This is a genomic window from Dyadobacter sediminis (assembly GCF_005860765.1).
GTDB classification, from domain to species: domain Bacteria; phylum Bacteroidota; class Bacteroidia; order Cytophagales; family Spirosomataceae; genus Dyadobacter; species Dyadobacter sediminis.
Window position 1 is genome coordinate 487,247 of record NZ_VCEI01000028.1, and the last position, 24,412, is coordinate 511,658.

Consider the following 24,412-nt stretch of genomic DNA (forward strand, 5'->3'; position numbering starts at 1 on the left):
TGGAGCAGATTCTTTTACCTCGAAAATGATAATCAATCAAATTAAAATATGAGCAGCATTACAGAAAGCCAATACAAGTACGTGAGCTATTTATGGGATGATGAAAAAGCCGCTTTGCTCGGAGACGATCAGGTAGCCCTTTTGTTATACCGTTCCAATTTATTAGGTGCTGACCTTCGCCTGACCAATTATGCAGGCGGAAATACCAGTTGCAAAACCATCGAGAAAGATCCTTTGACCGGCAATCCTGTTGAGGTAATGTGGATTAAAGGTTCCGGCGGAGACATCGGGACGCTCACAAGAAGCGGACTCGCCGGACTATATCAGGATCGTTTGCATAATCTGAAAAATATATACAGAGGACTGGAATTTGAAGATGAAATGGTGGAGCTTTTTAACCATTGCATTTACGACCTCAAATCAAAAGCACCTTCCATTGATACGCCATTGCACGGCTTGCTGCCTTTCAAACATATTGATCATTTGCACCCGGATGCACTGATCGCCATTGCTGCTTCCAAAGAAGGAGAAGCTATTACCAAAGAACTCTTTAACGGTGAACTTGCGTGGGTTCCTTGGCAGCGTCCCGGCTTCGATCTTGGTTTAAAGCTTGAAAAAGCATTGGCCGACAATCCGGGCATTCGCGGGATCGTACTGGGCGGCCACGGACTTTTCACATGGGGCGACACGGCTTATGAATCGTATATCAATACGCTGGATACCATCGAAAAGGCATCGGCATACCTGCATGAAAACTTTGGCAAAAACCGTCCGGTTTTCGGCGGACAGCGTCTGGAAAACGAATCTCAAAGCCGCCGTTCGGAAATCGCCGGAAAACTGGCGCCTTACCTGCGCGGACTGGCTTCCGAGCAGCAGGCCATGATCGGACATTTCACCGATGATGAAAGAGTGCTTGAATTCATTGGTAGCAATGATCTGGATAAACTGGCTCCGCTCGGAACAAGTTGCCCGGACCATTTTCTCCGTACCAAAATACGTCCGCTCGTTCTGGACATGCCGTTTGAAAAACTGGAACTGACTGATCAGGAAATTCTGGATCATATCCGCCCACAGTTCGAAGCCTATCGACTGGATTATCAGGCCTATTACGATCGCTGCAAGCATGACAACAGTCCGGCAGTGCGCGACCGCAATCCGGTTATTATATTATTGCCGGGCGTGGGCATGTTCTCTTTTGCCAAAGACAAGCAAACTGCCCGTGTTGCGGCCGAATTTTATACCAACGCCATTAACGTAATGAAAGGCGCAGAAGCGATTTCTTCGTACGTTTCCCTTCCGGAACAGGAAGCTTTTGACATTGAATACTGGCTGCTGGAAGAAGCAAAACTGCAGCGTATGCCAAAGGAAAAATCAGTTTCGCGTAAAGTCGCTTTTGTTACCGGCGGTTCAGGCGGGATCGGAAAAGCCATTGCACAAAAACTGTTGCAGGAAGGCGCTTGCGTGGTTATTTCCGATATTGATGAAAAAGCACTGGCTGAAACAAAAGCGGAATTTGACGGAAAATTCGGCAAGGATTTTTCAGATACGACCATAGCCAACGTACTCGAAGTGGACCAGATCAAGGCTGCGCTGCATGCCACCAAACTGAAATACGGCGGTGTGGATATTATCGTAAACTGTGCGGGTTTGTCTATTTCAAAACCATTGGCAGAAACAACAATCAAAGACTGGGATATTTTACAGGATGTGCTGGTAAAAGGCCAGTTCCTTGTTTCGCAGGAAGCCGTTGCCATTATGCGCCAGCAGGGACTTGGCGGCGATATCATCAATATTGCAAGCAAAAACGGTATTGTTTCAGGCCCGAACAACGTGGCCTACGGAACGGCCAAAGCCGCGCAGCAGCATATGTCGCGCTTGCTGGCCGCTGAACTTGGAGCAGACAGAATCCGCGTAAATGTCGTTAACCCGGATGCGGTTATTTCCGGAAGTAAAATCTGGGAAAGCGGTTGGGCTGCGGGCCGGGCCAAAGCATACGGTATCAAAATTGAAGAACTGCCTGCTTATTATGCCAAAAGAACGGTTTTGAATGCGGAGATCCATACCGAGGATATTGCAAACGGCGTATACATTTTTGTAAGCGGCCTGCTAAGCAAAAGCACCGGAAACGTAATCAATGTGGATGGAGGCGTTCCGGCGGCATTTCTGAGATAAATTCCGGATCGGGCGAATGAATATTTTGCTTGCCTAAAAACCTGTTAATTATGAAAATCGAGCAATATCAGATTGATCAGCATAACGATAGCCTGCTGTCAAGACATAACCGCCAGTTGCTTTTTACCAATGAACAATTGGGCGAACAGGGCATTCATGCGCAGGAAGTTATTAATGAACTTGCGGCATTTCAGGTGGCTATTCCAAGCTGGGCGCTGGGCACCGGCGGAACCCGTTTCGGCAGGTTTTCCGGCGGCGGTGAACCGCGCTCGCTGGAAGAGAAAGTGGAAGATGTAGGTTTGCTGCATGCACTGAACCGTTCCAGCGGTTCTATTTCGCTGCATATTCCGTGGGATATTCCGGAGCAGGCAAATTCAATCATCAGTCTTGCCAGTTCGCTGAACCTGAAATTTGATGCCGTTAATTCCAATACGTTTCAGGATCAGAAAAATCAGGAGCAATCTTACAAGTTCGGTTCCCTTTCACATGTGGATCCGAAAGTAAGAAAGCAGGCTGTTGAACATAATATTGAGGTCATCAAATACGGAAAAGATCTGGGTTCAAAAGCATTGTCGATCTGGCTTTCAGACGGTTCCTGCTTTCCGGGACAATCCAGCTTTGTGAAATCCTTTCAGTATACGCTGGAATCTCTTCAGGAAATTTATGCCGCACTGCCCGACGACTGGAAAGTATTTGTAGAATACAAGGCTTATGAGCCGAATTTTTATTCCACCGTTATTCAGGATTGGGGAAGCTCCCTTTTGTTTTGCCAGAAACTGGGCCCGAAAGCGGATGTTTTGGTTGATCTTGGCCATCATTTACCCAATGCAAACATCGAGCAGATTGTAGCTACGCTGATGATGGAAGGACGTCTTGCGGGATTTCATTTCAATGATTCAAAATACGGCGACGACGATCTTACCGTCGGAAGTATCCGGCCGTATATGTTGTTCCTGATCTTTGTGGAACTGGTGGACGGCATGAAGCGCGCCGGAAAAGGAAGCGACGGCTATGCATGGATGATCGATGCGAGCCACAACGTAAAAGATCCGCTGGAAGATCTGCTGCAATCCGTAGAGGCTATTTTGCTTGCCTATGCACAGGCGCTGATCGTAGACAGAAAAAAACTGGAACAAGCCCGGAATGAAAACGATGTGGTGCTTGCACAGCAAATCCTTCAGAATGCATTCAGGACGGATGTACGTCCGCTTGTACGGGAATCCATGCGCATGAACGGCGGTTCCATTGATCCGATTGGCCTTTTCAGAAACCTGAACGTACGCTCGGAACTGATGAACGAACGAGGAAAACTCACGGTAGCAACCGGATTATAAAACTTTGCATTAACAATTAATTCTATTAGGTCTGATTTCGATCGCTTTAAACAACTTTGTTTAAAGCGATTTTCTTTTTATCAGCGTAAAGGGATTCTTGATAATGGCGCGGCGGTTTTCCTTAATGAGTTCGGCAGCCGTTTTTCCCATTTGCTCGTGATCGGTCGAAATTGTGGTGATTCCGTCCAGCAGGATTTCTTTCAGCGGTGTTTCATTATAAGAAATAATGCCGATGTCCTTGCCGATCGAAAGCTGCTGTTCACGGCATTTTTTAATCAGGTTAACCAGATCATTATCTTCAATAACGACATAGGCCGTATCCGTTACCGCCATACTGTTTTCATGAAAATCGTAGATAATCTCATGCTGCAGTTCATGCTGGATGCAGAAAATGCGGAAACCTTTGATGATTTCTTTCGGATACGGAATCAGTGTCGGAAATATGAGAATAAGCTTTTTATAGCCTTTGATCAGATCCAGCGCTTCGTTCAGCGCGTGAACAATGTCTTTTTCAAAATTCTGAAAAACGGAAGAATGTTTCTTGCTGTTCAGCTCAATATCCTTGTCGAGCAGGATCAGTTTTTCGGAAGGAATCATTTTCAGCGTTTCAATGGCTTCTTCGGCCTTTTCATAAAAGTGAGGCATAATCACGTAATAGTCGTACTCGCCGATACTGTTTTTGATCAGGTTTTTAAAGATATTGACATTGGAATGATGAATATGCAAATCAACATTCACGTTTCTTCCGATGTTTTCTACAAATGCGTTGTAAATCTGTTTTTTGTAATTACTTATTTTATTGAATACCAGAAGAATTCGCAGGGAAGTTTCAATATCGATCCGATTGATAAAATAGCCTTTTCCACGAACCGAAATCAGCACGCCGTCTTTGATCAGATGTTTGTACGCCTTTTCCACCGTATCCCGCGATAACAGATATTCTTCGCTCAGCTGGTTTATGGAAGGGATTTTATCGCCTCTTTTCAGCTTTCCCTTACTGATCGCCTGCAAAAGCGATTTGATGATCTGCATGTATTTCGGGGCACTTTCCTTGAATTCAATGTCAAATTGTATTTCCATTAATAAAAGCGGGTTAGGGTTCAGGCCATAATAGTTCAGAAATTACAGGACAGCAAGCTTTGAAAACGGCAACTGCATTCCATATGAACAAAACAATCCGTTGAGAATAACTACTATTCCCAACGGATTGTTTTGTTATAAAATCACTGTATTATCTTGGTGACCGGCTGCTTCTTTCAGTAGCTCCGCCGGAACTTCTGCCCGGATTGTCGTTGCCGGATCGGTTGTTTGGTACACTGATTCTTGATTCCGAGGAACCTCTTTCCGACCGGTTTGAACGCGGTGAAGGCATATTGTCCGGCATTCTTTCCTGGCTGCGGTTGGCAGGCTCGGCAGAACGGCCGGATCGGTTGCTTCGTTCGGAGCCGTACGACGGAACGCTTTGTTCTCTCGAAGGAAAAGATGAACGCGGGGCTTCATAGCCACGGTTGCTTCTGTTTTCCGAAGGATACGCCGGTTCTGCCGTTCTTCCGCGGTTGTAATCATTGTTATTTCTTTCGTCGGAGTTGCCGTAGCGCGTTGCAGGCGCATTGTCTCTTCTGCTGTTATTGGTGCTTCCGTTAATGCCTCCGTTTCCCGATTGGTCATCCCGGTTTCCGTTGTACGGATTGTAATTGCCATTTCCACGGCTGCCGCCGGCATCAATAGTGGAATTACGATTAGTATAGCCGTTGTTTCTGCTGTTGCCCGAAGGTTCATAGCGGTCGTTGCCGCGGCTGTTACCGGCTACTATGACACGTCCGCGTCCGCTCGGGCTGGCATCAATCGTACGCACCGGAACTTCTCTTCTTGTTACCCTTTCGATTTCATCACGTCTGGGGCCATAAACATACGTTCTGTTATTGTTCTCATAATAATTATTGATGATAACCGTCTGGTTGTAATAATGCGATACGCGGTTACGCGGTGCGCAGTAATTGTACCAGCGCGGACTTGTTATGTAACGCTGCGGAATGAAAACCCACCAGAATGACGGAATATTGACGGAAACATTGAAATTCATGCCGGGACCAAGCGGTGCCCAGCCATAGTATCCGCCTCCCGAACGCCAGTTGACCCACGCCGGGCCCCATTCATAATCCGGAATCCAGAACCAGCCAACGTAATCGTCAAAAGACCAGCGTCCGTAATGGAAAGGTGCCCAGCCCCAGTCGTAATCCGAAACCCACGTATTGCCGTATTCGGTAACTTCCCAGTATCCCTGGGTAGAATAAGGCTGAAAGCCCCGGGGCACGTCAGGAATCCATACGGAACCGTATTGCGGATTGCGGGTCCATCTTCCGTACGGCGACAATTCATCATAGAAAGTCTGAAAGGAAATCCTGAATCCGGGTTGAGCCTGAACCTGGTCCGGAACTGAAATACCGGCAAGCATTAACAGGAATAAGCCGAAAATCCGAAGTGAACGCATGCTGTTCATGGCTATATGGATTAATTGTTTTCTGTTTATTAAAATCATTTGTTTGACATTCTTTTTTGCAATTGGTTTAACGACATTTACAAGATGCTTGAAAACCGGATTTGGTTGTTTACAAATGAATGAATCGTATTAAAATCACAAATAAAATAATTTATAGCGTAAGTTATTGATAATTAACTTTATGCGTTCTGCCTTTTTATTAGATACGATGTTGGTTTCCGTCAATTTGCAGGTCCGGCTTGCATAAGGTTCCTTTTTCCAGACAAAGCATTAACAAGCGTTAACAATATTTGCATACAAATGATAAATCCTGAAATACTGCACACTGAACTTGTTTTTCAGACGGCCCGGAGCGGTGGCAAAGGCGGACAGAACGTGAATAAAGTCGAATCAAAAGTGGAGTTGCGGTTTGATGTTCAAAATTCCCAGCTGTTGAGTGAAGAACAGAAGCAAACGCTTTATGAAAAATTAGCAACCAGACTGACGAATGCAAAAGTGCTCGTTTTATATCATCAGACCGAAAGGTCGCAGCTGGCCAATAAAGACAAGGTTGTTGAAAAATTCGATAACCTCATCCGGAAAGCGTTCTTTCAGGAAAAAAGCCGAACGCCTTCCAGACCGACGTTTGCCTCAAAACTGAAAAGACTGCAGACCAAGCAGCACAATGCAGCGATCAAATCCATGCGCAGAAAAACTTTTGAAGAATAAACTTGTCAAATCTGTAATCATTTCCTCCGCCTCATGTCTTCTGATATTGCTGCCCGGCCCAAAATAAGTGCTGTACTTACCCTTCCTGTTATCGTTGCATCGCTGGGTTATTTTGTTGACGTTTATGATCTTCTGCTTTTCAACATTGTTCGCGTTCCCAGTCTGAAAGACCTTGGGTTATCGGAAGCCGAAATTTCCAGAATAGGAGCGGAGATTTACAACTGGCAGCAGGCCGGGCTGCTGATCGGCGGATTTATGTGGGGCATACTGGGCGACAGGCTTGGCAGAAGGTCGGTGCTTTTCGGCTCCATCCTTACTTATTCACTGGCCAATATTGCATGCGGTTTTACAAATAATGTGGAAGTTTATTCCATACTGCGATTCATTGCCGGGCTTGGACTGGCCGGGGAACTGGGTGCGGGCATAACATTAATTGCCGAGATCTTACCCAAAGAACTCAGAGGATATGGCACTTCCGTTGTGGCAAGCGTCGGACTGGCCGGAGCCATTGCAGCATTTTTTGCGGTTAAACTCACCGACTGGCGCGTTGCCTATTTCATTGGCGGAGGCATGGGCGTCATTTTACTGATATTACGGATTAATGTGCTGGAATCAATCATTTTTAATAAAAGTCTGGAAAAAAGAGAAAAAGAATCGGTTCCGTGGTGGACTTTGTTTACCAATTTTTCAAGGTTGGTTCGATACCTGCGCTGCATGGGAATCGGGTTGCCGACTTACATAGTCATCGGGATTTATGCGACTTTCGGCAATGAGTTTGCAAAAGCCCTGAACATTCCCGGCGAAGTGCAGGCGGGAACATGCGTTCTTTATACTTATATCGGCATTGTTACAGGTGATTTTTTCAGCGGGATTCTGAGTCAGTGGCTTCGTTCACGTAAAAAGGCCATTCTGCTGATGATGGCCATGACTTTCAGCGGCGTACTCTGGCTTATCTATGGCGGAATAAATTCTGAATCAACACTCTACATTTGCTATGCCTGGCTCGGGTTTTCAATCGGTTACATTGCCATGTTCCTGACGACGACAGCCGAGCAGTTCGGGACCAATCTGAGAGCAACCGTAACTACTTCTGTTGCCAATAATGTAAGGGCCACGGTGTTGCTTACGCTTCCGCTATTTCAATTTCTGAAACCGGAACAAGGTGTACTGAATGCGGGTGCAATCGTCGGGGCGATCTGCTTTTTGCTTGCATTGCTGTCGCTCTGGAAAATGGAAGAAACGTACGGGAAGGATCTTGATTACGAAGAAGTATAAAAAGAAGCGGAAACGTCTTCAGCTTCTTTTTACAAGGATCTTGTCCGGAGTTGGATATTCGATCAGCTTTGTGAAATCAATTTTCCAGAAATCCAGATCAAGCAACCGGCCTTTATCGTCTTTGGTTAAAGTAATCACAACCGGCGTTCCGTCCGCATCCACATATTCTACCTGAATCAGATCGCCGTCATAAGCCGATGTGTCGCCGCCAAGACTGATACTGCCCATTTTGCCGCCTTCGTATTCATCTACTTGTGTACTAAAAGGGTATTTTTCAGGATCAAGATTCAGTAATTTCAGCAAGTACTGGATCAGTTCAATTTCATTCTGCCTGATTGGTCGGATGTTATTCATTGGTCAGTTTGTCAGTAGCCGGAATTTTTTCCTTGTTTCGCCATTGTTCGGCTTTTCTGCCCACGAGCCAGAAAGAAAGCGCCAGTACGGCGAAGAAAATGCCTTTGTTGGTTCTGTCCCAGAAGTATTCGAAATATCTTGTATAAATGTTCAGCAGAAAAAACACGAGGCAAAGATCGCGTAAAGTATCCTGTTTGTTGTTAAATGCATAAAAAAGCAAACCCGCCAGCACAAGACTGAACCCGACCGCCCAATACCAGAAATGGCTTTGTTTGATCACTGTCCATCCGCTCAGATCGTCGTAATTTCCGAAAATGGATAGTGTCCAGCCTGCAAGCAGAAACAGAAAAAGGCCGATTGTATAAGTCACTTCGCCAAATTTGATCAAAGGCTTGATTTTGGAAACAATCCCGGATGCCGCCCACACGAACAATCCGAAAACGGTCATGCGCAGCGGGTAATTCATGCCGAAAAAACGGTAACTTCCTCCTGACCAGAAGTGTGTCTGCGCGCCCCACCAGCCAGCAAAGGAAATAATCATAACCGTCCACAACAGCGTAGACTGAAGAAAAACGGCGATGGCGCCATAGGCCAGCGTGGCAATGAACAGCGGCAAAGCATAATTGCCGTTAAAATTGGCAAAGCTGCGCGTCCAGTAAGTAATTGCGATTGCAACCGTAAGTATGATGGCTATATTGTAAGTTTCGGTGCTGGTGCGCGCTTCGGGATATTTCTTCCGGTTCCTTTTTGCCAAAACCACAAACAATGCAGCGGCAAGTGTAAACACAACGCCGAAAATGGTTTCTGAAAATCCCCATTTCCTACGCAGCAATTCAATCCATTTTTCGTCAATTACCAGCGCGCCGAATGCAAGCAGTCCGCAGGAAAGAGCCGCAATCAGCGCATAGATAGCAATGGCATTAACGTTTTCATTTCTCAGCTGATAGCTGTTCTGAAGTGCTTTGGCCTGCTCGGGTGAAATCTTATTGGTACTTTCCCAAAAACGTATTGCTTTATCAATTACAGCAGCTTCTTTCTTGTCTAGTTCCATGTGTTTGATAAGCTTTGTAGTAATAATTCCTGATCCTTTCAAAATTAATGGAATTATCAACACAACCAGTATGTGTTAACAAGTGTTACCGTTAATTTAAGACGGGAATGATATGCTATAAAAAATAGTCCAGACAGATGCTGCCCGGACTATTCTTAGCTGTCAGTAGTTAGCTGCAAGCTGCTGGAAAGATAAAATAGCTAATAAATAACAAATTGTAAAAGCAGAAACCTTGACCGGTTTTCGTCAACTAACCGGTTTGATGATTATTGCTTTTTCAATCCGGATAAAAATTCCACGACATCGCGGATTTCCCTTTTGGTCATAATCGTACCCATCGGAGGCATGCTGGAAGGAACATTGTCCCGTTTGGCGATCCGGGCAACCGGGATTTTCAGAGGTTCCGCTTCCGATGTTTTCAGGATCAGTTCGTGGTCATTTTCCTCGCTGAGAATACCGGCTGCGCTGGTTCCGTCCTTCAATGTCAGTACAACCATTCCGAAACCGGGCGACAAACGGGCACTTGGCTCGATAAGCGCCTGCAGAATCTGCTCACGCGAAAGTACATTGCCGATATTGGACAGATTAGGCCCCACTTCACCGCCCTGTCCGCCGATAGAATGGCATCTTACGCATTCCGCAGCAGAACTTGTCATGAAATAACGGCGGCCCAGCTGCGCATTTCCGCCAAAAAGTGCATCCTGGAAATCGGCGACCGTAGCGCCGTTTGAACGCATCGGAGCCAGTTTGGCAATCAATGTGCTTGATTTTGTAGAATCCACCGCTTCGCCAAGATCCAGCGCCAGACTTTGCGGCAGTTTCTTGTCATTCATCTGACCGATCAGATCATTGAAGATATTTTCTGTTTTGGCAACCGGCAAACTTCCCAGTACACGAAGCATCTGCTGCTGTTCTTTAACACTTCCTTTGTCAAAAATGGTTTTGGAAATATCCGCCAAAGTTCCTGCGGACATGTTTACACTTCCTGCCATTCCCAAAGCCGCTGTTCTCACATCGGCATCGGAATCGGTCATTCCTTTTTTCATAACCGTTTCCATATCCGTGTATTTCAGATTGTTCAATGCAGTCAGCATGGCCGTTCTTACCTTCGGATCGGAGTGATTTGCCAGTATTCCGGCCAGCGCGGCATTGTTTTCTGTAATTCCCAGACTCGTAAGCATCTGCGCAGAAGCAATCAGGATTTCAGAATCATTGTCTTTCAGGAATTCAGCAACCAGCGGCTGTACTTTTGATTTGACTGTCTCCGCATTATGCTTTACAGCACCGCGGTAACGGCCGTCCACCCGGTCCATAACAGACGGATTTGCCCAGGTTCCCAAAGTAGCCAGCGCTTCGGCCCTTATGCTTTTGTCAACGTCTTTTCTTTTTGCAAATGCAATCAGATTGTCCAGCTGCTCATCGGTTCCAACTCTCAAAGAAGCATTGATCGCACGTCTCAGAAGCGGCTCGGAAGTAAACCGGCTTTCCTTTAAGGTAGCGGCAAGTGCCGGGAGTGCGCCGGGAATGGACGTGTCGTCGTTAATGGCGCGTGCGGCTTCGGCAACAATGTATTCGTCTTTATCCTGTAAAAACAGACTTACCTTGTCATTGTGCATTCTGCGCAGCACCAGTACGGCTGCAATCCGCAGTGACTTTTCAGGGTTATTGGATAAAGCAGCAATCGGTTCCACTTCGCCGATGCGGGACAAAGCCAGTACTGCTGCATGGCGCAGATATACATCCGAATCGTTGTTTGCTTTAATCATTTCCAGCAATGGATTAATCGCTTCTTTATGACGGATACGGCCCAGCGCCTGCGCTCCGAAAAACTGTACACGCGGGTTTTTACTGGAAAGCATCGGGATCAGCATCGGGCCGGCTTCTGCAATTTTTGCATCGCCAAGCACTTTGGCAGCCTGCGCGGTGATTTCCTCATCCGAATCTTTCAGCAGCGTCATCAAAACATTTGCATAGGATTTATCCTGACGAGCCAATTGTCCCATTCCCCAGATTCCGTGAATCCTTTCCAGCTGTTTTCCTTTTTGTTCCATAGCCTTGCTGAAAACGGCAGCGCCTTTTGCACCTCTGGAAGCCAGCTCAAACTGTGCTTTCAGACGGATACGCATATCGTCATTGGAAAGCAGCGACAACAGCATATCATCGCTTTGTCTTTCATAGTTGAGCTGCATGAGCGTTTTGGTTGTTGCTCTTACTTCTTTCAGGTCGTTTTTGTCGTCCGTCACATCCAGTTTCCAGACCCTTCCGTAATTTTTCGTATCCCAGCCATTGATCCAGTCAGCTACATACAATGCGCCGTCCGGGCCGAACCGGATGCCGGTCGGCAAGATTCCGGTAAGAATATTTTTTTCTCCGTCCAGAACAAAAGATGCTCCTTTTGGTTTCAGGCCAAAAGACCAGATCGGAGAACGTGCCGGGTTTCCTACAAATTCAACGAGGAAAAATTTGTTTTTCCAGGCCGATCCCAGCGCCGTTCCGGGATTATACTGCATGCCCGTCGGGCCATTGTGGAAATTCTGGATAGGAGGGATGATGTAGGCAGCTTGTCCGTCCCAGCGCGGTTTGAAAAGTTTTTCATCCATCCATACCTTGTAGCTGTTGTTTTTCGGATCGGTGTATTTTCCATACTGCCAGTTGGAACGCCAGCCCGCATCGGAACCTTCCACAACGTGCACAAGCCTTTCACTTTCACCCGGATGGTCGCCGTCGTTATCGGAACTGATCAGGTTGCCGTATTCATCAAAAACAAACTCGTGTGTATTGCGCAGACCGTGTGCATACACTTCAAAATCGCTTCCGTCCGGATTGGAACGTGCAATAATCCCGGAATTAGGGTGTTCGTGTTTCACGCCTTCCGCCGTAGTAATGTTGGCGCCGATGTCTCCGATGTTCCAGTATATTTTACCGTCCGGACCTTCAATCGGATTGGACATGCCATGGCCGCTAAAACCGATATGTACGCCGTAACCGTGGCTTATGGAAGTTTTCTCATCGTAAATTCCGTCACCATTGCTGTCTTTCAATCGCCAAACGTCGGGCGCAATCGTAACGAAAGCATCATGTGCGCGGATCAGCAAACCGCCTGCAACGTCCGTAACTTCGTCAAAAAAGTCATTCAGAACGCGTGTGGAAATATCGGCAATGCCGTCGTTATCCGTATCTTCTATTTTCCAGACTTCGTCTTTTTCAACGGCGAGGTCTTTCCAGTCATGGACGCCGTCGCCATTCACATCTTTCAGCCATTGGTTTTCCTTGCTTTTTTCAGGAGCAAAGGTGCTGTGCAGAAAAGCACGGCGTTCTTCAACGGTTTGCAGGCCGATGGAAGCCGTCATCCAGTTCTGATGCCCGCGAATGTCAAATTCCGAGTTCTTCTGACGGTTTGTGCGGTTCAGATAAACATTTCCTTTATCATCCATAGCGATCGCCACCGGGTCCGGCGCGAGGGAATCCGAAGCCCAGAGATCCAGTTTCAGGCCGTCCGCCAGTTTGACCGAAACTTTGTCACGTATTTCCTTTGCTCTGGCTTTGCCCGTTGCAGCATTTTCCTTCACAACCAAAGGCGTACTGTTGGTTTTGGAAGTAGAAGAGGTAGAACTTGTGGGCGATAATTTCATGCATGATACAACAACAGCCGTGGTGACGGTGAGTAGCACCAATGGCTTTTTCAAAAATTTTCTGGAAGTCATTGAGATAGTGCCTTAGGCAGAATTTGGGTTAGTCCTGGTCAGCAATTAAAAATTATAGACAAGATAAGAAAAAGTGTAAAATAAATGGTTTTTTACTGTTACAGTCGCCAGGGATTAGTAGATTTTGCGAACATTATCGCATAGCTTGCACAAGTTGCCATGCAGCCGCGTTTCTGAATGGAACAATTTTTTGTTAAAATGCATGTGCAACGCTTTAACCTAATCCTGATTTAACTGAATGGCTATCCAGATATTAATAACCTTAGTGCTTGTTCTTCTGAATGGTTTTTTTGTAGCCGCTGAATTTGCAATCGTAAAGATCAGGGCTTCGCAGCTGGAACAAAAAGCACAGGATGGCAACAAAATGGCAGTTTTATCCAAAAAGATCGTTGCAAATCTGGATGGCTACCTTGCCGCAACGCAGTTCGGAATTACACTCGCAAGTCTCGGGCTGGGCTGGATCGGTGAACCCGTGGTTTCAAAAGTACTTATTGCCGGAATGGAACTTGTCGGTATTTCCCTCGATCCCGAACTGGCTCATCAGATTGCCTTGCCAGCCGCATTTGCGATCATTACAGTTCTGCATATCGTTTTTGGTGAGCTTGCCCCCAAATCCATTGCCATACAGCGTCCGGAAGCTACAACCTTGCTGCTTTCGTATCCGCTGCACGGGTTTTTTCTGATCTTCAAGCCAATTGTCTGGATCCTGAACGGCATTGCCAATTTTATTCTGAAAGGGGTCGGTATTACGCCATCGCACGGAAGTGAGGTGCATAGCAGCGATGAACTGCGTTATCTTGTTCAGCAGCAAAAGGAAAGTGGCATGATTGAAGCGGCAGATTACGATCTGATCAAAAATGCATTCAACTTTTCGGAACGGATTGCAAGACAAATCATGATTCCGCGTCCGCAGGTGACGGGCATCGATATCAATGATTTCAATGAAGAAAAGCTGGAAAAGATCATTGAAGAAGGTTATTCAAGAATGCCCGTTTATGAAGATACACTGGACCAGATTATCGGCGTGCTGCATCTGAAAGATCTGCTCTTGAAAATGCGGCAAGGCAAGCAAATCGTACTTCCGGAGTTGATCAGACCTGTTTCTACCGTGCATGGTTCCAAACCGATTGGTGCGTTGCTGCGTGATTTTCAGGTAAATCGTCAGCAAATGGCCATTATCATTGATGAATACGGCGGCGTGGACGGCATTGTAACGATGGAAGACATTCTGGAAGAGCTTGTCGGTGAAATACAGGATGAGTACGACAACGAAGTTGCGTTTATAAAGAATGAAAATGACCATACTTTTACCGTTTTAGGCTCGGCTTCCATTACGGATGTCAATGATAAACTGCCTCATGACATTTCCAGAGAAAGCGATTACGAAACGCTGGCGGGTTATCTGATCTGGAAATTCGGACGTATTCCGTCGGTTGGAGAGCGGCTTAAAACCAGGCATTATGAATTTACCATCCTGAAAAAGCAGCGTAGTACCATTGCACTGGTGAAAATTGCAGTACTGGATTCCTGAAAACAGTTTACAGATTATTTGAGGTTCAACACCAGATTGAATTTTTGCTGATTCCTGAAAACTTCGACTTCCATTTTTCCGGTCCAGTTTAATTGCTGGCGAATCGCTTCCAGACGGATGATATTATCCGTTTTTTCTCTGTTGGCGGCAACAATGACATCATTAATCTGTAATCCGCTTTTGGCAAGAATACTACTGTCCGGAATTTCTGTCACTACAATGCCTTTTTCATCCGGCAAGCCAAAGGCTGAACGGTCGCCCAGACCCCGAACATTGCGTATCCGGATTCCCAACCACGGCATTTCCTGTATTTTGCTTTCCAGTTCGGCATCTAGCAATACTGGAAAAGTTACTTTATCCGCCAAATTTTTCAAACGTTCATTTTGAACACCAAATTCGTTCATCGGGAAGTTTACAAATCCCAGTGCCCATGCAGGGCTTGTACTTTTAACCTGATAATTTCCTTTTTCTGCATTTACAAATTCAGGATTTCCGAATTTGCTATGCATGTCGGTTCCGTTTGACTTTGCACTTTTCAGGTCTGCTTCGTTCTGGAAAAGGTTGTAATCCACTTCTTTTCCCCAATCTTTGACAAGAATCGGGAAGTACGGGCGCATGACGATATTTTTTCTGAACACATCACCGCTGTTTTTAAACCATACATGCGGATGAAAGGAATTGTTGATCAGCATGTTGTTTTCTGCAATCCGGTAAAATCCTTCCCGGAACTTCAGACCGCCGCTTAGCAGCACGTTGTTGTAAATGTGATAATTGCTGCTGCCGTCGTCCAGATCAATATCCCAGCCATGATCACAGCGGAAACGATTATTTCGGATCACAACCGGTTTTTGTGCATCCAGCAAAATCATTTCAGGATGTGCAAGAGCGAGACTGTCCATTGTTTTCCGGTTAGGATGCCAGAAACGATCGCGTCCCCAGGAATTAAACGCGCCATGATCTCCGGTTTCCAGTACGGTTTCAAATACATCGTTATGCTCGATAATGTGCCCGCCCCAAGCTCCGTCGCCGATATTGATTCCGGCTCTCGGCACTTTGTAAATGGTGTTGTGGCTCACATGTATTTCCGAAGCCATTTCAATCTGGATTCCGGTGCATTGCTTTTCTATTTTTCCAATGTCATGAATCAGGTTATTTTCTGCAAAACACTGAAGCGGATAACGGTTGTTTTTAGGTCCGGGCGTTTTATCCATTTTCGAAAACGGAATGAAATTTTCATAGCCGAATGCGGCTGAACGGACGGCGGAAGTATCGCCGACAAAGCAAACGGCACTTGATCCGATGTTGTAAATATGCGAGTCTTTAATACCGGATTTCAGATTTTGTCCGCTGATCATCACTGCATTTCCGCCGAGATTTGTAAACTCGCAACCTGTGAAGACACAGTTTGCCGTGTACTCCATTAACACGGCACCTCCGCGGTAAATCATCCAGTCGCTGCGCAGCAAGGGCTCATAATGTTCCATAATGGAACGTTCCGTATGCGCAAAACGAATTTCCGAAACGGCTACGTTGCTGACCGGCATTTCGGATGTTCCTTTAATTTCAATAATATGCCTGAGATTGGAAACTTCAATGATTGCCTTGTTCAGGTCAGTACCTTTTTGGGGATATGCATAAAGAAAGCGGGTTTTCCAGTCGTAAAACCATTCGCCGGGTGCATCAAGTTCTTCAAAAATATTTTCGACAAAACGCTCCTTTTTATGCAGCGGAGCGGGCCGGTTATTCTGCCAGCCGCCTTCCAGTTCCGGCAGTCCGTTTTTGATACTTTTGATACGGTAATGAAAACTTCCCCATTCGCCCTGGTGCAGCGCATGCAGATATCCGCCTTCCGGATTTTTCCATCGGGCCGTTCTGGAAGAATCGATTGCATCTACTGCTGTTCCGTTGAAGACCCTTGCCGTTGCATCGTAATCGGGGTAGCGCGCCAAAGGCAATGGTTGACCATTGACAAACAACATTTCAAAATTTCCGGTGTCTACTTTGGCTTTCAGGATATTTTCCGTGTGCTTTTCCCATTTCGGATGCAACCTCCGACCGGCGCTCAGCGTCACTTTTTCATTTTGATAAGACCGGATATGAAGCTTTTTGCCATTTAATGCAGCCGGGTTGATCAAAAGCGGCTTGTCGAGGTAATAAATGCCTTTGCGGATAAAAATAGAAATCGCATTGCCTTTCCGGGTTTTTACTCGGGCAATGGCTGTGGCGGGAGTTTGCAGCGGAGCCAGTATGCTGCCGTTATTCGAATCGTTGCCGTCCGGCGAAACGTACAAATTCTGTGAAACGGCAGAAGCGGCTGTGAGGTGCAATTGCAGTACAAGTAAAATCAGGCATTTGAACGAAACTTTTGCTTTCAACTTTATAAAATCCGCCATAGCTTATCTAAAGGATTAAATACAACTGCGATTTCTTTTAGGCAAAAAGTCCGTAACAGCCTGATTTTACATGTTTGTACCGTTTCATTTATTTAAAATATCAATCAGGAATTTTCTGAAAGGTTCTGCAAATTCCTTTCGGTTCAGCGCAAATTCAACCGTTGTTTTAAGATAATCGAGCTTGTCGCCAATATCGTGACGTTTTCCTTCAATCCGGTGCGCATAGATATTTTCGCGTTTCAGCAAAAGCAGCATGGAATCGGTAAGCTGGATTTCATTGTTTTTCCCTTTCGGCGTTTGCTCAATAGTCTGGAAAATTTCAGGCGTCAGAATGTACCTGCCGGCAATGGCAAGGTTGGAAGGAGCCGATTCAATGGATGGTTTTTCAACCAACGTACGTAATTCCATAATGGAATCGCTGAGTGAATTTCCTCCGACAATCCCGTAACGGTTTACCTTATTGGCAGGAACTTCCTCCACGGCAATGACCGATCCGCCGTATTGTTCGTAAGTATCCATCAGTTGCTGCGTTACCGGAATGACAGAATCCATGATGGTATCGCCGAGTAAAACAGCAAAAGGCTCATTGCCAACATGATGCCTGGCGTAATAAATAGCGTCGCCCAGTCCGTTGGCTTCTTTCTGGCGGACAAAATGTACATTGGCCATATCTGCAAGCCTGCGCATTTCATTGAACCACATCAGATCTTCCTTTTCTTCCAGGCGGCTTTCCAGTTCCACATTGCGGTCAAAATGATCTTCAATGGCACGCTTTCCCTTTCCGGAAATAATCAGGATGTCTTCAATCCCGGAATCAACTGCCTCCTGCACAACGTACTGGATCGTCGGAATGTCAATAATAGGAAGCATTTCTTTGGGCATTGATTTGGTTGCCGGCAAAAACCGGGTTCCAAGTCCGGCGGCAGGAATTACAGCTTTACGAATCATAAGTTTGACTTCTGCTTTCGGCATGCAGCCGTTGGCTATTTAATATATTTGGTTGATTAATATGTTTTTAAAATGGCTCTGATTTGCAGGCAAGAACAGGGAATTCAGACTACAAACGGCTTGATTACCCTTGCATTATGCTTTTTAAGGTGTACAAACAGCTTGTTCAGCATGTCGTCATCGTGATAAATACCGATAATTGTACCGCCGGAGCCTGCAAACTTTGCTGACGCACCGCACGATCTTGCCGCATTGATGAGTCTTTTATTCGATTCCGGGACATTGTAGATTTTGCAGCGCAGGTCAAAATTTTCATTCATCAGTGCATGCAGATCATGTGCACGGCCTTCCAGAAGTGCTTTTTTCCCGTCTTCCGCTTTTTGCGCAATTTGTCCGAGTACATCAATGACATCCTGTTCGCCACGGTCGTAACGTGTCCGCACGTCGCTGTGCACTTTGCCTGAAACCTTACTGAGATTGGTATTGTAGGCCACGTACAATTTGGGAAGCAATGCCGGATTAATGCGTTCGTACAAGCCGTGTCCTTTCTGCTCGATCATGGTTTTATCAAAATCCATGTAAACACAGCCTTCATAACACTGAATGACGCGGTCCTGCAATCCGGCGGTGATTCCGAGTTCTTCCGTTTCGGTGATCATGACGAGCTGAGGAAGTATTTCAATCGGAATCTCAACCTTGTAAAACTGCATCAATGCCCGGAATAACGCAACGACAATCGCACTGGACCCGGACATGCCCACCTGTCGTGGAATGGACGAACGGTAACGCACGGTAAAATTCCGGTTTGGCAGCCGTATTCCCTGTTCTTCGCAGTAGTCACCGAATTTTTTTATACCCGCCTTGATCAGCGGAATCCCGCCGTTGTAGCCAAGCATGCTTACTGAATCGCGCAGGTGAAAAATGCTCCTGAATGTACTTACATCCTGAGGCTGAGCTTCAATATGAAGTTCCGGCGATTCGTAAAGTGAAATGGAAGCACCGAAATTCCTGACAGAAATGGAGATCGTTTTTCCGTAAAAACCATCCGATGGATTGCCTAATAACCCGGCCCGGGCATAAGCACGTGTTTCAATAATCAAGGTGAAGTCTTTTTTGATCAAAAGTAATAACTAAAGGACGACGCAATCTGCTTTTGCCCTTACTGTAAAGGAAAATATCCTTGCGGACATAAAAAAGGCGCAGACGTAATGCCTGCGCTTTTGTATTTTAGGAGGAGGTTTAACGCTTAATTTATTGTTTTACAACCTGTATATTGGCAATCAGCTTCACTTCGTCACCGACAACAACGCCGCCCGCTTCAGTCACCGCGCTCCATTCCAGACCAAATTCCTTGCGATTGATTTTTCCTGTGATTTCAAAACCTGATTTGTTGTTTCCATAAAAGTCCGTCATGTTTCCGCCGTATTCAACAGCAAACTCAAACGGTTTGGTAACATGCTTCACAGTAAGATCGCCTTTCAAAGTATAGCTGTCGCTGCTTTTTTTCTCAAGTTTTCCTGCAAATGAAATTTTTGGGTACTTTTCTGCATCAAAAAAGTCCGCTGATTTCAGGTGCTCGTCGCGTTGTGCCTGATTGGTATCGATCGTCGCAACGTCTGCAGAAAATTGAACAGCCGCACCGTCAAAATCTTCTTTTTCAGATTCCACGCTTCCTTCAAATGATTTGAACGAACCGGTAACTGTAGATATCACAAGGTGCTTCACTTTAAACTGGATTTCGGAATGTGTCGGGTCAATAGCCCAGGTTGTTGTAGTTGCCATAGCTGAAATTATTTATGTAATAACATTTAATGTATATACATGTAAATTTAGAAAATAGTTCAGCTTATAAAAAAGATTTTAAATAAAAAATCCGGCGACCAGGCCGGATCAGAATGTTATTGTACCTGAAAGTGTGCTCAGTTCGGCATTGCAAAAATGCTTTCATCAATTTTGGGATTGACTTCGAGCGTATTGATCTTGATAGCCATTGTGGCACCCGGCATGGCCGAAGTGGTTACTTCCGAAGTAAAAGGATAATAAATGCCGTCCACTTGCCGGAAATCGGATTGCGTATTTTCCGATTTGATTTCCTGACCGTTTATGCTGGCCTGAACGATGATCTTGAGAATGTAAAAAGTATCCTTTGAAATATAATTGATTCTTCTTATTCCATTTTTCAGAGTCATTGTTACCTTATAAACTTTTGCGCCTGCCAGATCCTCTTCTCCGTCCAGCGTAAGTGTATAGCCTTTTTCCTTGTAATTGTATAACCCGGTCAGATCCGTTTCCGTGATCATGGATTTTACGGCTTCTTCGGGTAAAGCAACTGCTTTTGTCTGGCCCGACATCGGGTTTATAGCCCAGCCGCTGGTTCCGTTGATTGCCTGCACAATCGTCATTCCCTGAATGACTGTTTCACTGCGAAAACCTTTATTCTGAACGATTGTAGTTGTAATCGGCACTTTCATATTCATGATGTCCATTTCTGCGGCAATTCTCATGCTGGACAATTTTGATAGTTTTTCGGCTCCGCCCATGGCAGCAATGTGCTTGGAAATGATTTCATCCAGATTTTGAGCGGAAACTGCATTGATGATTCCCAGAAAAACGAGAAGCAGCAGTAATCCTGAACGATTGATTTTTTGCATAAGGTTTGATTGTTTTTTAAAATTGAAACTTCGAAGCGGTGCAATATATTGCAGCAAACCCTTTATAAGCCGAAAAACAAAAAAAGCGAGCAAATGTTGAAATCTGCTCGCCTGAATATATTCGATCCGGTTCGTTAGTTTTTCAAAGCTTCTGCTCCGCCAACAATTTCAAGGATTTCCGTCGTAATTGCTGCCTGACGGGTACGGTTATAAACCAGTTTAAGTTCTTTCAAAAGCTCCTGCGCATTTTCCGTTGCTTTGTCCATAGCCGTCATCCGCGCGCCCTGTTCGGAAGCATTCGATTCCAGAACCGACCTGTACAATTGAATCTTCAAGGATTTCGGAATCAGTTCTGAAAGGATTTCTTCTTCTGTTGGCTCAAAAATATAATTTACTTCAGTCTTTCTTGCACGCATTGATTTGTCTTCAGATCTGATCGGAAGATACGGATCGGCATGAATGATCTGCGTGGCTACATTCTTGAATTCATTGTAAATCAGGTCTACTGCATCATAACGTCCTTCCGAGAAATCTTTCATAATTTCTTCGGCAGCCTGTTTTACAGCTACAAAGTTCAGCCTTCCGAAAAGATCGGCATAGGCGGTATGAACAGTGAAGCCACGGCGGGACAAGGATTCAGCGCCTTTTTTACCGATTGCAAATATTTCAACATTGCCTCTGAGAGCCTGTTGAGCATATTTTTGTTCAATCAGCTGTAAAGTTGCCTTGATAACGTTGGTATTGAATGCACCGCATAATCCGCGATCAGAAGTTACAACGACCAACAATACTTTTTCAACCGGACGAACCGTTTTCAAAGGACTATCGGATGAACTTTCTGAGCCTGCTGAAACGGTGGAAAGCATTTCACCCAGTTTCTGGGCATAAGGACGCATCTGCATGATGTTGTCCTGAGCTCTGCGCAACTTTGCTGCGGCCACCATTTTCATGGCTTTTGTGATCTGCTGAGTGGAATTAACCGATACGATACGGTTACGTACTTCTTTTAAGCTTGCCATTATTTGGAAGTTTAAAGCGTTCCGACGCTGCGATTTAGTTGATAGGTATAAAGAAAATACAACTGGGCAAAACGGAACGGTTTGAAACAAAGCATCTCGGTTTGCCCGGTCGTATTTCTTTTTTAGATAATCCTGAATTAACGGTATTTTACAGCAACCTCTCTGGCTACTTTCTCAATCACGTCTGTAACGCTGTTATCCAGTTTGCCGGCGCGCAAAGCTGACAAGGTTTCTTTGTGCTGTCCGCTGAGAACAGTCAGGAAATCTTTTTCAAATTCTTTAACGCGGGTAACGTCCACAAGGTCAAGCAATCCTTTTGTAGATGCATAAACTGTTGCAACCTGCTGTTCAACAGGAACCGGTGCATACTGAGGCTGTTTCAAAACTTCCTGGTTGCGGCGTCCTCTGTCAATGGCAAGTTTTGTAGCAGCGTCAAGATCAGAACCGAATTTTGCAAACGCTTCCAGTTCGCGGAATTGTGCCTGATCCAGTTTAAGTGTTCCTGAAACCTTCTTCATCGACTTGATCTGAGCATTACCTCCAACACGCGATACCGAGATACCAACGTTGATGGCAGGACGGATACCGGAGTTGAACAAGTTGGATTCAAGGAAAATCTGTCCGTCTGTAATCGAAATTACGTTCGTAGGAATATAGGCAGAAACGTCACCAGCCTGTGTTTCAATAATCGGAAGGGCTGTCAGCGAACCACCGCCTTTTACTACGCCCTGCAAGGAAGGCGGAAGATCGTTCATGTTTTTGGCAATCGTATCATCTGCAATGATTTTTGCAGCACGTTCCAGAAGACGGCTGTGCAGGTAAAATACGTCACCAGGATATGCTTCACGGCCCGGCGGGCGACGAAGAAGCAGGGAAACTTCACGGTAAGAAACCGCTTGTTTGGAAAGGTCATCATAAATAACCAGTGCCGGACGACCAGTATCCCGGAAATATTCACCGATTGCAGCACCTGTAAACGGCGCATAAAACTGCATTGGAGACGGATCGGAAGCACCAGCTGCAACGATAACGGTATAGTCCATTGCACCATAACGGCGAAGCGTTGCTTCAATTCCTTTGATTGTTGAGGCTTTTTGACCGCAGGCTACATAGATACAGAATACCGGTTCGCCTTTTTCAAAATATTCTCTCTGATTGATGATCGTATCAATAGCAACAGCCGTTTTGCCGGTTTGTCTGTCACCGATAATCAATTCACGCTGTCCACGTCCGATCGGGATCATTGCATCGATTGCTTTGATTCCGGTCTGAAGCGGCTCTGTTACCGGCTGGCGGAAAATTACACCCGGAGCTTTGCGCTCAAGGGGCATTTCGTAAAGTGTACCGGAAATAGGTCCGTTTCCGTCGATGGGTTCAGCAAGTGTGTTGACAACACGTCCAACAATTCCGTCGCCAACTTTAACAGAAGCAATTTCTTTTGTACGCTTCACAGTGGCGCCTTCCTTAATGTCGCTGAAATCGCCAAGCAATACTGCTCCGACATTATCTTCTTCAAGGTTCAGGGCGAGGGCTTTAAGGCCAGTTTCGAAGACAAGCAGCTCACCTGCCTGTACCTGGGAAAGGCCGTAAATGCGGGCAACACCGTCACCAACCTGAAGGACTGTTCCTACTTCTTCGAGTTCTGCTTCTGATCGAGCGCCTGCAAGTTGTTCGCGCAGGATGGCCGAAACTTCATCCGGTCTAACAGATACCATAGTATAATTGACTTATTTAGAGTATAGTAGTAAGTTTTTGAAAACTGCCGCAAAGGTAGAGTTTTATTTTGGTTAATTAAGAATGTTTTAACTAAAACCTGTCAGATAAAATTAGATTTTTCCAAGGTTTCGCAAGGAATCACTTACCTGTCAGGCAAATAATCATTTCTTCTATATTACCGAATATTTTTAAAACTTTTTTAGGTACTAATTGTGTTTTTGTTGTAATTGAATTCGTTAATATCACTTACGTATTCAAAATAATTTTCTTGACCATCCATTAACAGAATGTACAAATTAGAAAAAACCGTTTTAGCTGCCGTAATATTAGGATTTTTAGCAACAGCAGAAGGCAAAGCACAGACTATTAAAAAAACAGCAAAACCTGCCTCAACAGTAAAAAAGTCAACAGCGTCACCGGTAAAAGCAGCAACATCGTCCAGTGTACTCAAAACCCAGATGGATTCTTTATCCGCTGCGATCGGAGTAAGCTTCTCTAATTCACTAACTTCTCAGGGAATCAACGAGATTAATTCCGAAGTACTTACCAAAACGATCAATGCGTCGCTCAAAGGCGAGAAAACAGCTTTTACACCGGAAGATGCAAACAAGTTTATCGGTGAATATTTTCAGAAAATAAGTGCGGAAAAAGGAGCGGTAGTCAGGGTGGAAGGTGAAAAATTTTTGGAAGAAAACAAGAAAAGAGCGGGCGTAACCACAACAGAAAGCGGATTGCAGTACGAAGTAATCAAAACAGGCGATGGCCCCAAGCCATTGGAAACCGACAAAGTCAAAACACATTATCACGGCACCCTTACAAATGGAACGGTTTTTGACAGCTCGGTTGACAGAGGAGAACCTGTTGAATTTCCGGTTAACGGTGTGATCAAAGGATGGACAGAAGCCCTTCAGCTGATGCCCGTAGGTTCCAAATGGAAATTGTTTATTCCCTATCAATTGGCTTACGGAGAACGTGCTGCAGGCCCTCAGATACCGGCTTACTCGGCTTTGGTCTTTGAGGTTGAATTATTGGAAATTGTTAAATAGGACGTTCAAC

The 24,412-nt window shown here is 45.4% G+C and carries 19 protein-coding genes; 6 read left to right on the plus strand and 13 right to left on the minus strand.

Annotated features, from left to right (window positions below; genetic code table 11):
* Positions 1-48: 48 nt before the first annotated feature.
* Complete coding sequence (locus tag FEM55_RS19050; protein ID WP_138282974.1) at positions 49-2,172, plus strand: bifunctional aldolase/short-chain dehydrogenase; 2,124 nt, start codon at positions 49-51, stop codon at positions 2,170-2,172.
* Between the two features lie 50 nt (positions 2,173-2,222).
* Positions 2,223-3,506, plus strand: coding sequence for a sugar isomerase (locus FEM55_RS19055; RefSeq protein ID WP_138282975.1), 1,284 nt, complete (start codon positions 2,223-2,225; stop codon positions 3,504-3,506).
* 60 nt (positions 3,507-3,566) lie between these two features.
* Here FEM55_RS19055 and FEM55_RS19060 read toward each other — a convergent pair whose 3' ends face one another.
* Together FEM55_RS19060 and FEM55_RS19065 are read right to left on the minus strand one after the other, a co-directional pair.
* Positions 3,567-4,586, minus strand: a complete 1,020-nt coding sequence (locus tag FEM55_RS19060) for a GntR family transcriptional regulator (protein WP_138282976.1) — start codon at positions 4,584-4,586, stop codon at positions 3,567-3,569.
* A gap of 151 nt (positions 4,587-4,737) precedes the next feature.
* Positions 4,738-6,006: a DUF6600 domain-containing protein gene (locus tag FEM55_RS19065; RefSeq protein ID WP_138282977.1), complete on the minus strand. Its 1,269-nt coding sequence runs from the start codon at positions 6,004-6,006 to the stop codon at positions 4,738-4,740.
* 300 nt (positions 6,007-6,306) lie between these two features.
* Here FEM55_RS19065 and arfB point away from each other — a divergent pair, with 300 nt between their 5' ends.
* Positions 6,307-6,714 (plus strand): alternative ribosome rescue aminoacyl-tRNA hydrolase ArfB, encoded by a 408-nt coding sequence (arfB, locus tag FEM55_RS19070; protein WP_138282978.1) that lies wholly within the window; start codon positions 6,307-6,309, stop codon positions 6,712-6,714.
* A 33-nt stretch (positions 6,715-6,747) separates the two neighbouring features.
* Positions 6,748-7,989: an MFS transporter gene (locus FEM55_RS19075; RefSeq protein ID WP_138282979.1), complete on the plus strand. Its 1,242-nt coding sequence runs from the start codon at positions 6,748-6,750 to the stop codon at positions 7,987-7,989.
* Positions 7,990-8,007: 18 nt separating this feature from the next.
* Here FEM55_RS19075 and FEM55_RS19080 read toward each other — a convergent pair whose 3' ends face one another.
* The 3 genes from FEM55_RS19080 to FEM55_RS19090 form a co-directional block, all read right to left on the minus strand.
* Entirely contained in the window at positions 8,008-8,343 is a 336-nt protein-coding gene (locus FEM55_RS19080; RefSeq protein ID WP_138282980.1) for a DUF6984 family protein, read from the minus strand.
* Positions 8,336-9,394, minus strand: coding sequence for a hypothetical protein (locus FEM55_RS19085; protein ID WP_138282981.1), 1,059 nt, complete (start codon positions 9,392-9,394; stop codon positions 8,336-8,338). The genes FEM55_RS19080 and FEM55_RS19085 overlap by 8 nt, the downstream gene beginning before the upstream one ends.
* Positions 9,395-9,660: 266 nt before the next feature.
* Positions 9,661-13,098, minus strand: a complete 3,438-nt coding sequence (locus FEM55_RS19090; RefSeq protein ID WP_138282982.1) for a HEAT repeat domain-containing protein — start codon at positions 13,096-13,098, stop codon at positions 9,661-9,663.
* A gap of 238 nt (positions 13,099-13,336) precedes the next feature.
* Here FEM55_RS19090 and FEM55_RS19095 point away from each other — a divergent pair, with 238 nt between their 5' ends.
* Positions 13,337-14,629, plus strand: coding sequence for a hemolysin family protein (locus FEM55_RS19095; protein WP_138282983.1), 1,293 nt, complete (start codon positions 13,337-13,339; stop codon positions 14,627-14,629).
* A 14-nt stretch (positions 14,630-14,643) separates the two neighbouring features.
* Here the strand turns inward: FEM55_RS19095 and FEM55_RS19100 are convergent, their stop codons facing one another.
* The 8 genes from FEM55_RS19100 to FEM55_RS25340 all read right to left on the minus strand — a co-directional run bounded on the left by FEM55_RS19100 (position 14,644) and on the right by FEM55_RS25340 (position 23,807).
* The gene (locus tag FEM55_RS19100) at positions 14,644-17,022 is read right to left on the minus strand and encodes a PDZ domain-containing protein (RefSeq protein ID WP_138282984.1); all 2,379 of its coding nucleotides are present in this window, start codon (positions 17,020-17,022) and stop codon (positions 14,644-14,646) included.
* Positions 17,023-17,106: 84 nt separating this feature from the next.
* Positions 17,107-17,970: a UTP--glucose-1-phosphate uridylyltransferase GalU gene (gene galU / locus FEM55_RS19105; RefSeq protein ID WP_138282985.1), complete on the minus strand. Its 864-nt coding sequence runs from the start codon at positions 17,968-17,970 to the stop codon at positions 17,107-17,109.
* A 104-nt stretch (positions 17,971-18,074) separates the two neighbouring features.
* On the minus strand, positions 18,075-19,070 hold the full coding sequence (locus FEM55_RS19110) for a mevalonate kinase family protein (RefSeq protein WP_138282986.1): 996 nt from the start codon (positions 19,068-19,070) through the stop codon (positions 18,075-18,077).
* Positions 19,071-19,221: 151 nt separating this feature from the next.
* A complete protein-coding gene (locus FEM55_RS19115; RefSeq protein WP_138282987.1) occupies positions 19,222-19,752 on the minus strand; it encodes a YceI family protein in 531 nt (176 codons plus the stop codon).
* 137 nt (positions 19,753-19,889) lie between these two features.
* On the minus strand, positions 19,890-20,621 hold the full coding sequence (locus tag FEM55_RS19120) for an outer membrane lipoprotein-sorting protein (RefSeq protein ID WP_138282988.1): 732 nt from the start codon (positions 20,619-20,621) through the stop codon (positions 19,890-19,892).
* A 134-nt stretch (positions 20,622-20,755) separates the two neighbouring features.
* A complete protein-coding gene (gene atpG / locus FEM55_RS19125; RefSeq protein ID WP_138282989.1) occupies positions 20,756-21,640 on the minus strand; it encodes an ATP synthase F1 subunit gamma in 885 nt (294 codons plus the stop codon).
* A 137-nt stretch (positions 21,641-21,777) separates the two neighbouring features.
* On the minus strand, positions 21,778-23,355 hold the full coding sequence (gene atpA, locus FEM55_RS19130) for a F0F1 ATP synthase subunit alpha (RefSeq protein ID WP_138282990.1): 1,578 nt from the start codon (positions 23,353-23,355) through the stop codon (positions 21,778-21,780).
* 200 nt (positions 23,356-23,555) lie between these two features.
* Positions 23,556-23,807: a hypothetical protein gene (locus FEM55_RS25340; RefSeq protein WP_308420231.1), complete on the minus strand. Its 252-nt coding sequence runs from the start codon at positions 23,805-23,807 to the stop codon at positions 23,556-23,558.
* A 7-nt stretch (positions 23,808-23,814) separates the two neighbouring features.
* Between FEM55_RS25340 and bamJ the strand changes: the two genes are divergently transcribed.
* The gene (gene bamJ / locus FEM55_RS19135; RefSeq protein ID WP_308420232.1) at positions 23,815-24,402 is read left to right on the plus strand and encodes a BamJ family beta-barrel-assembly machinery protein; all 588 of its coding nucleotides are present in this window, start codon (positions 23,815-23,817) and stop codon (positions 24,400-24,402) included.
* Positions 24,403-24,412: the final 10 nt, after the last annotated feature.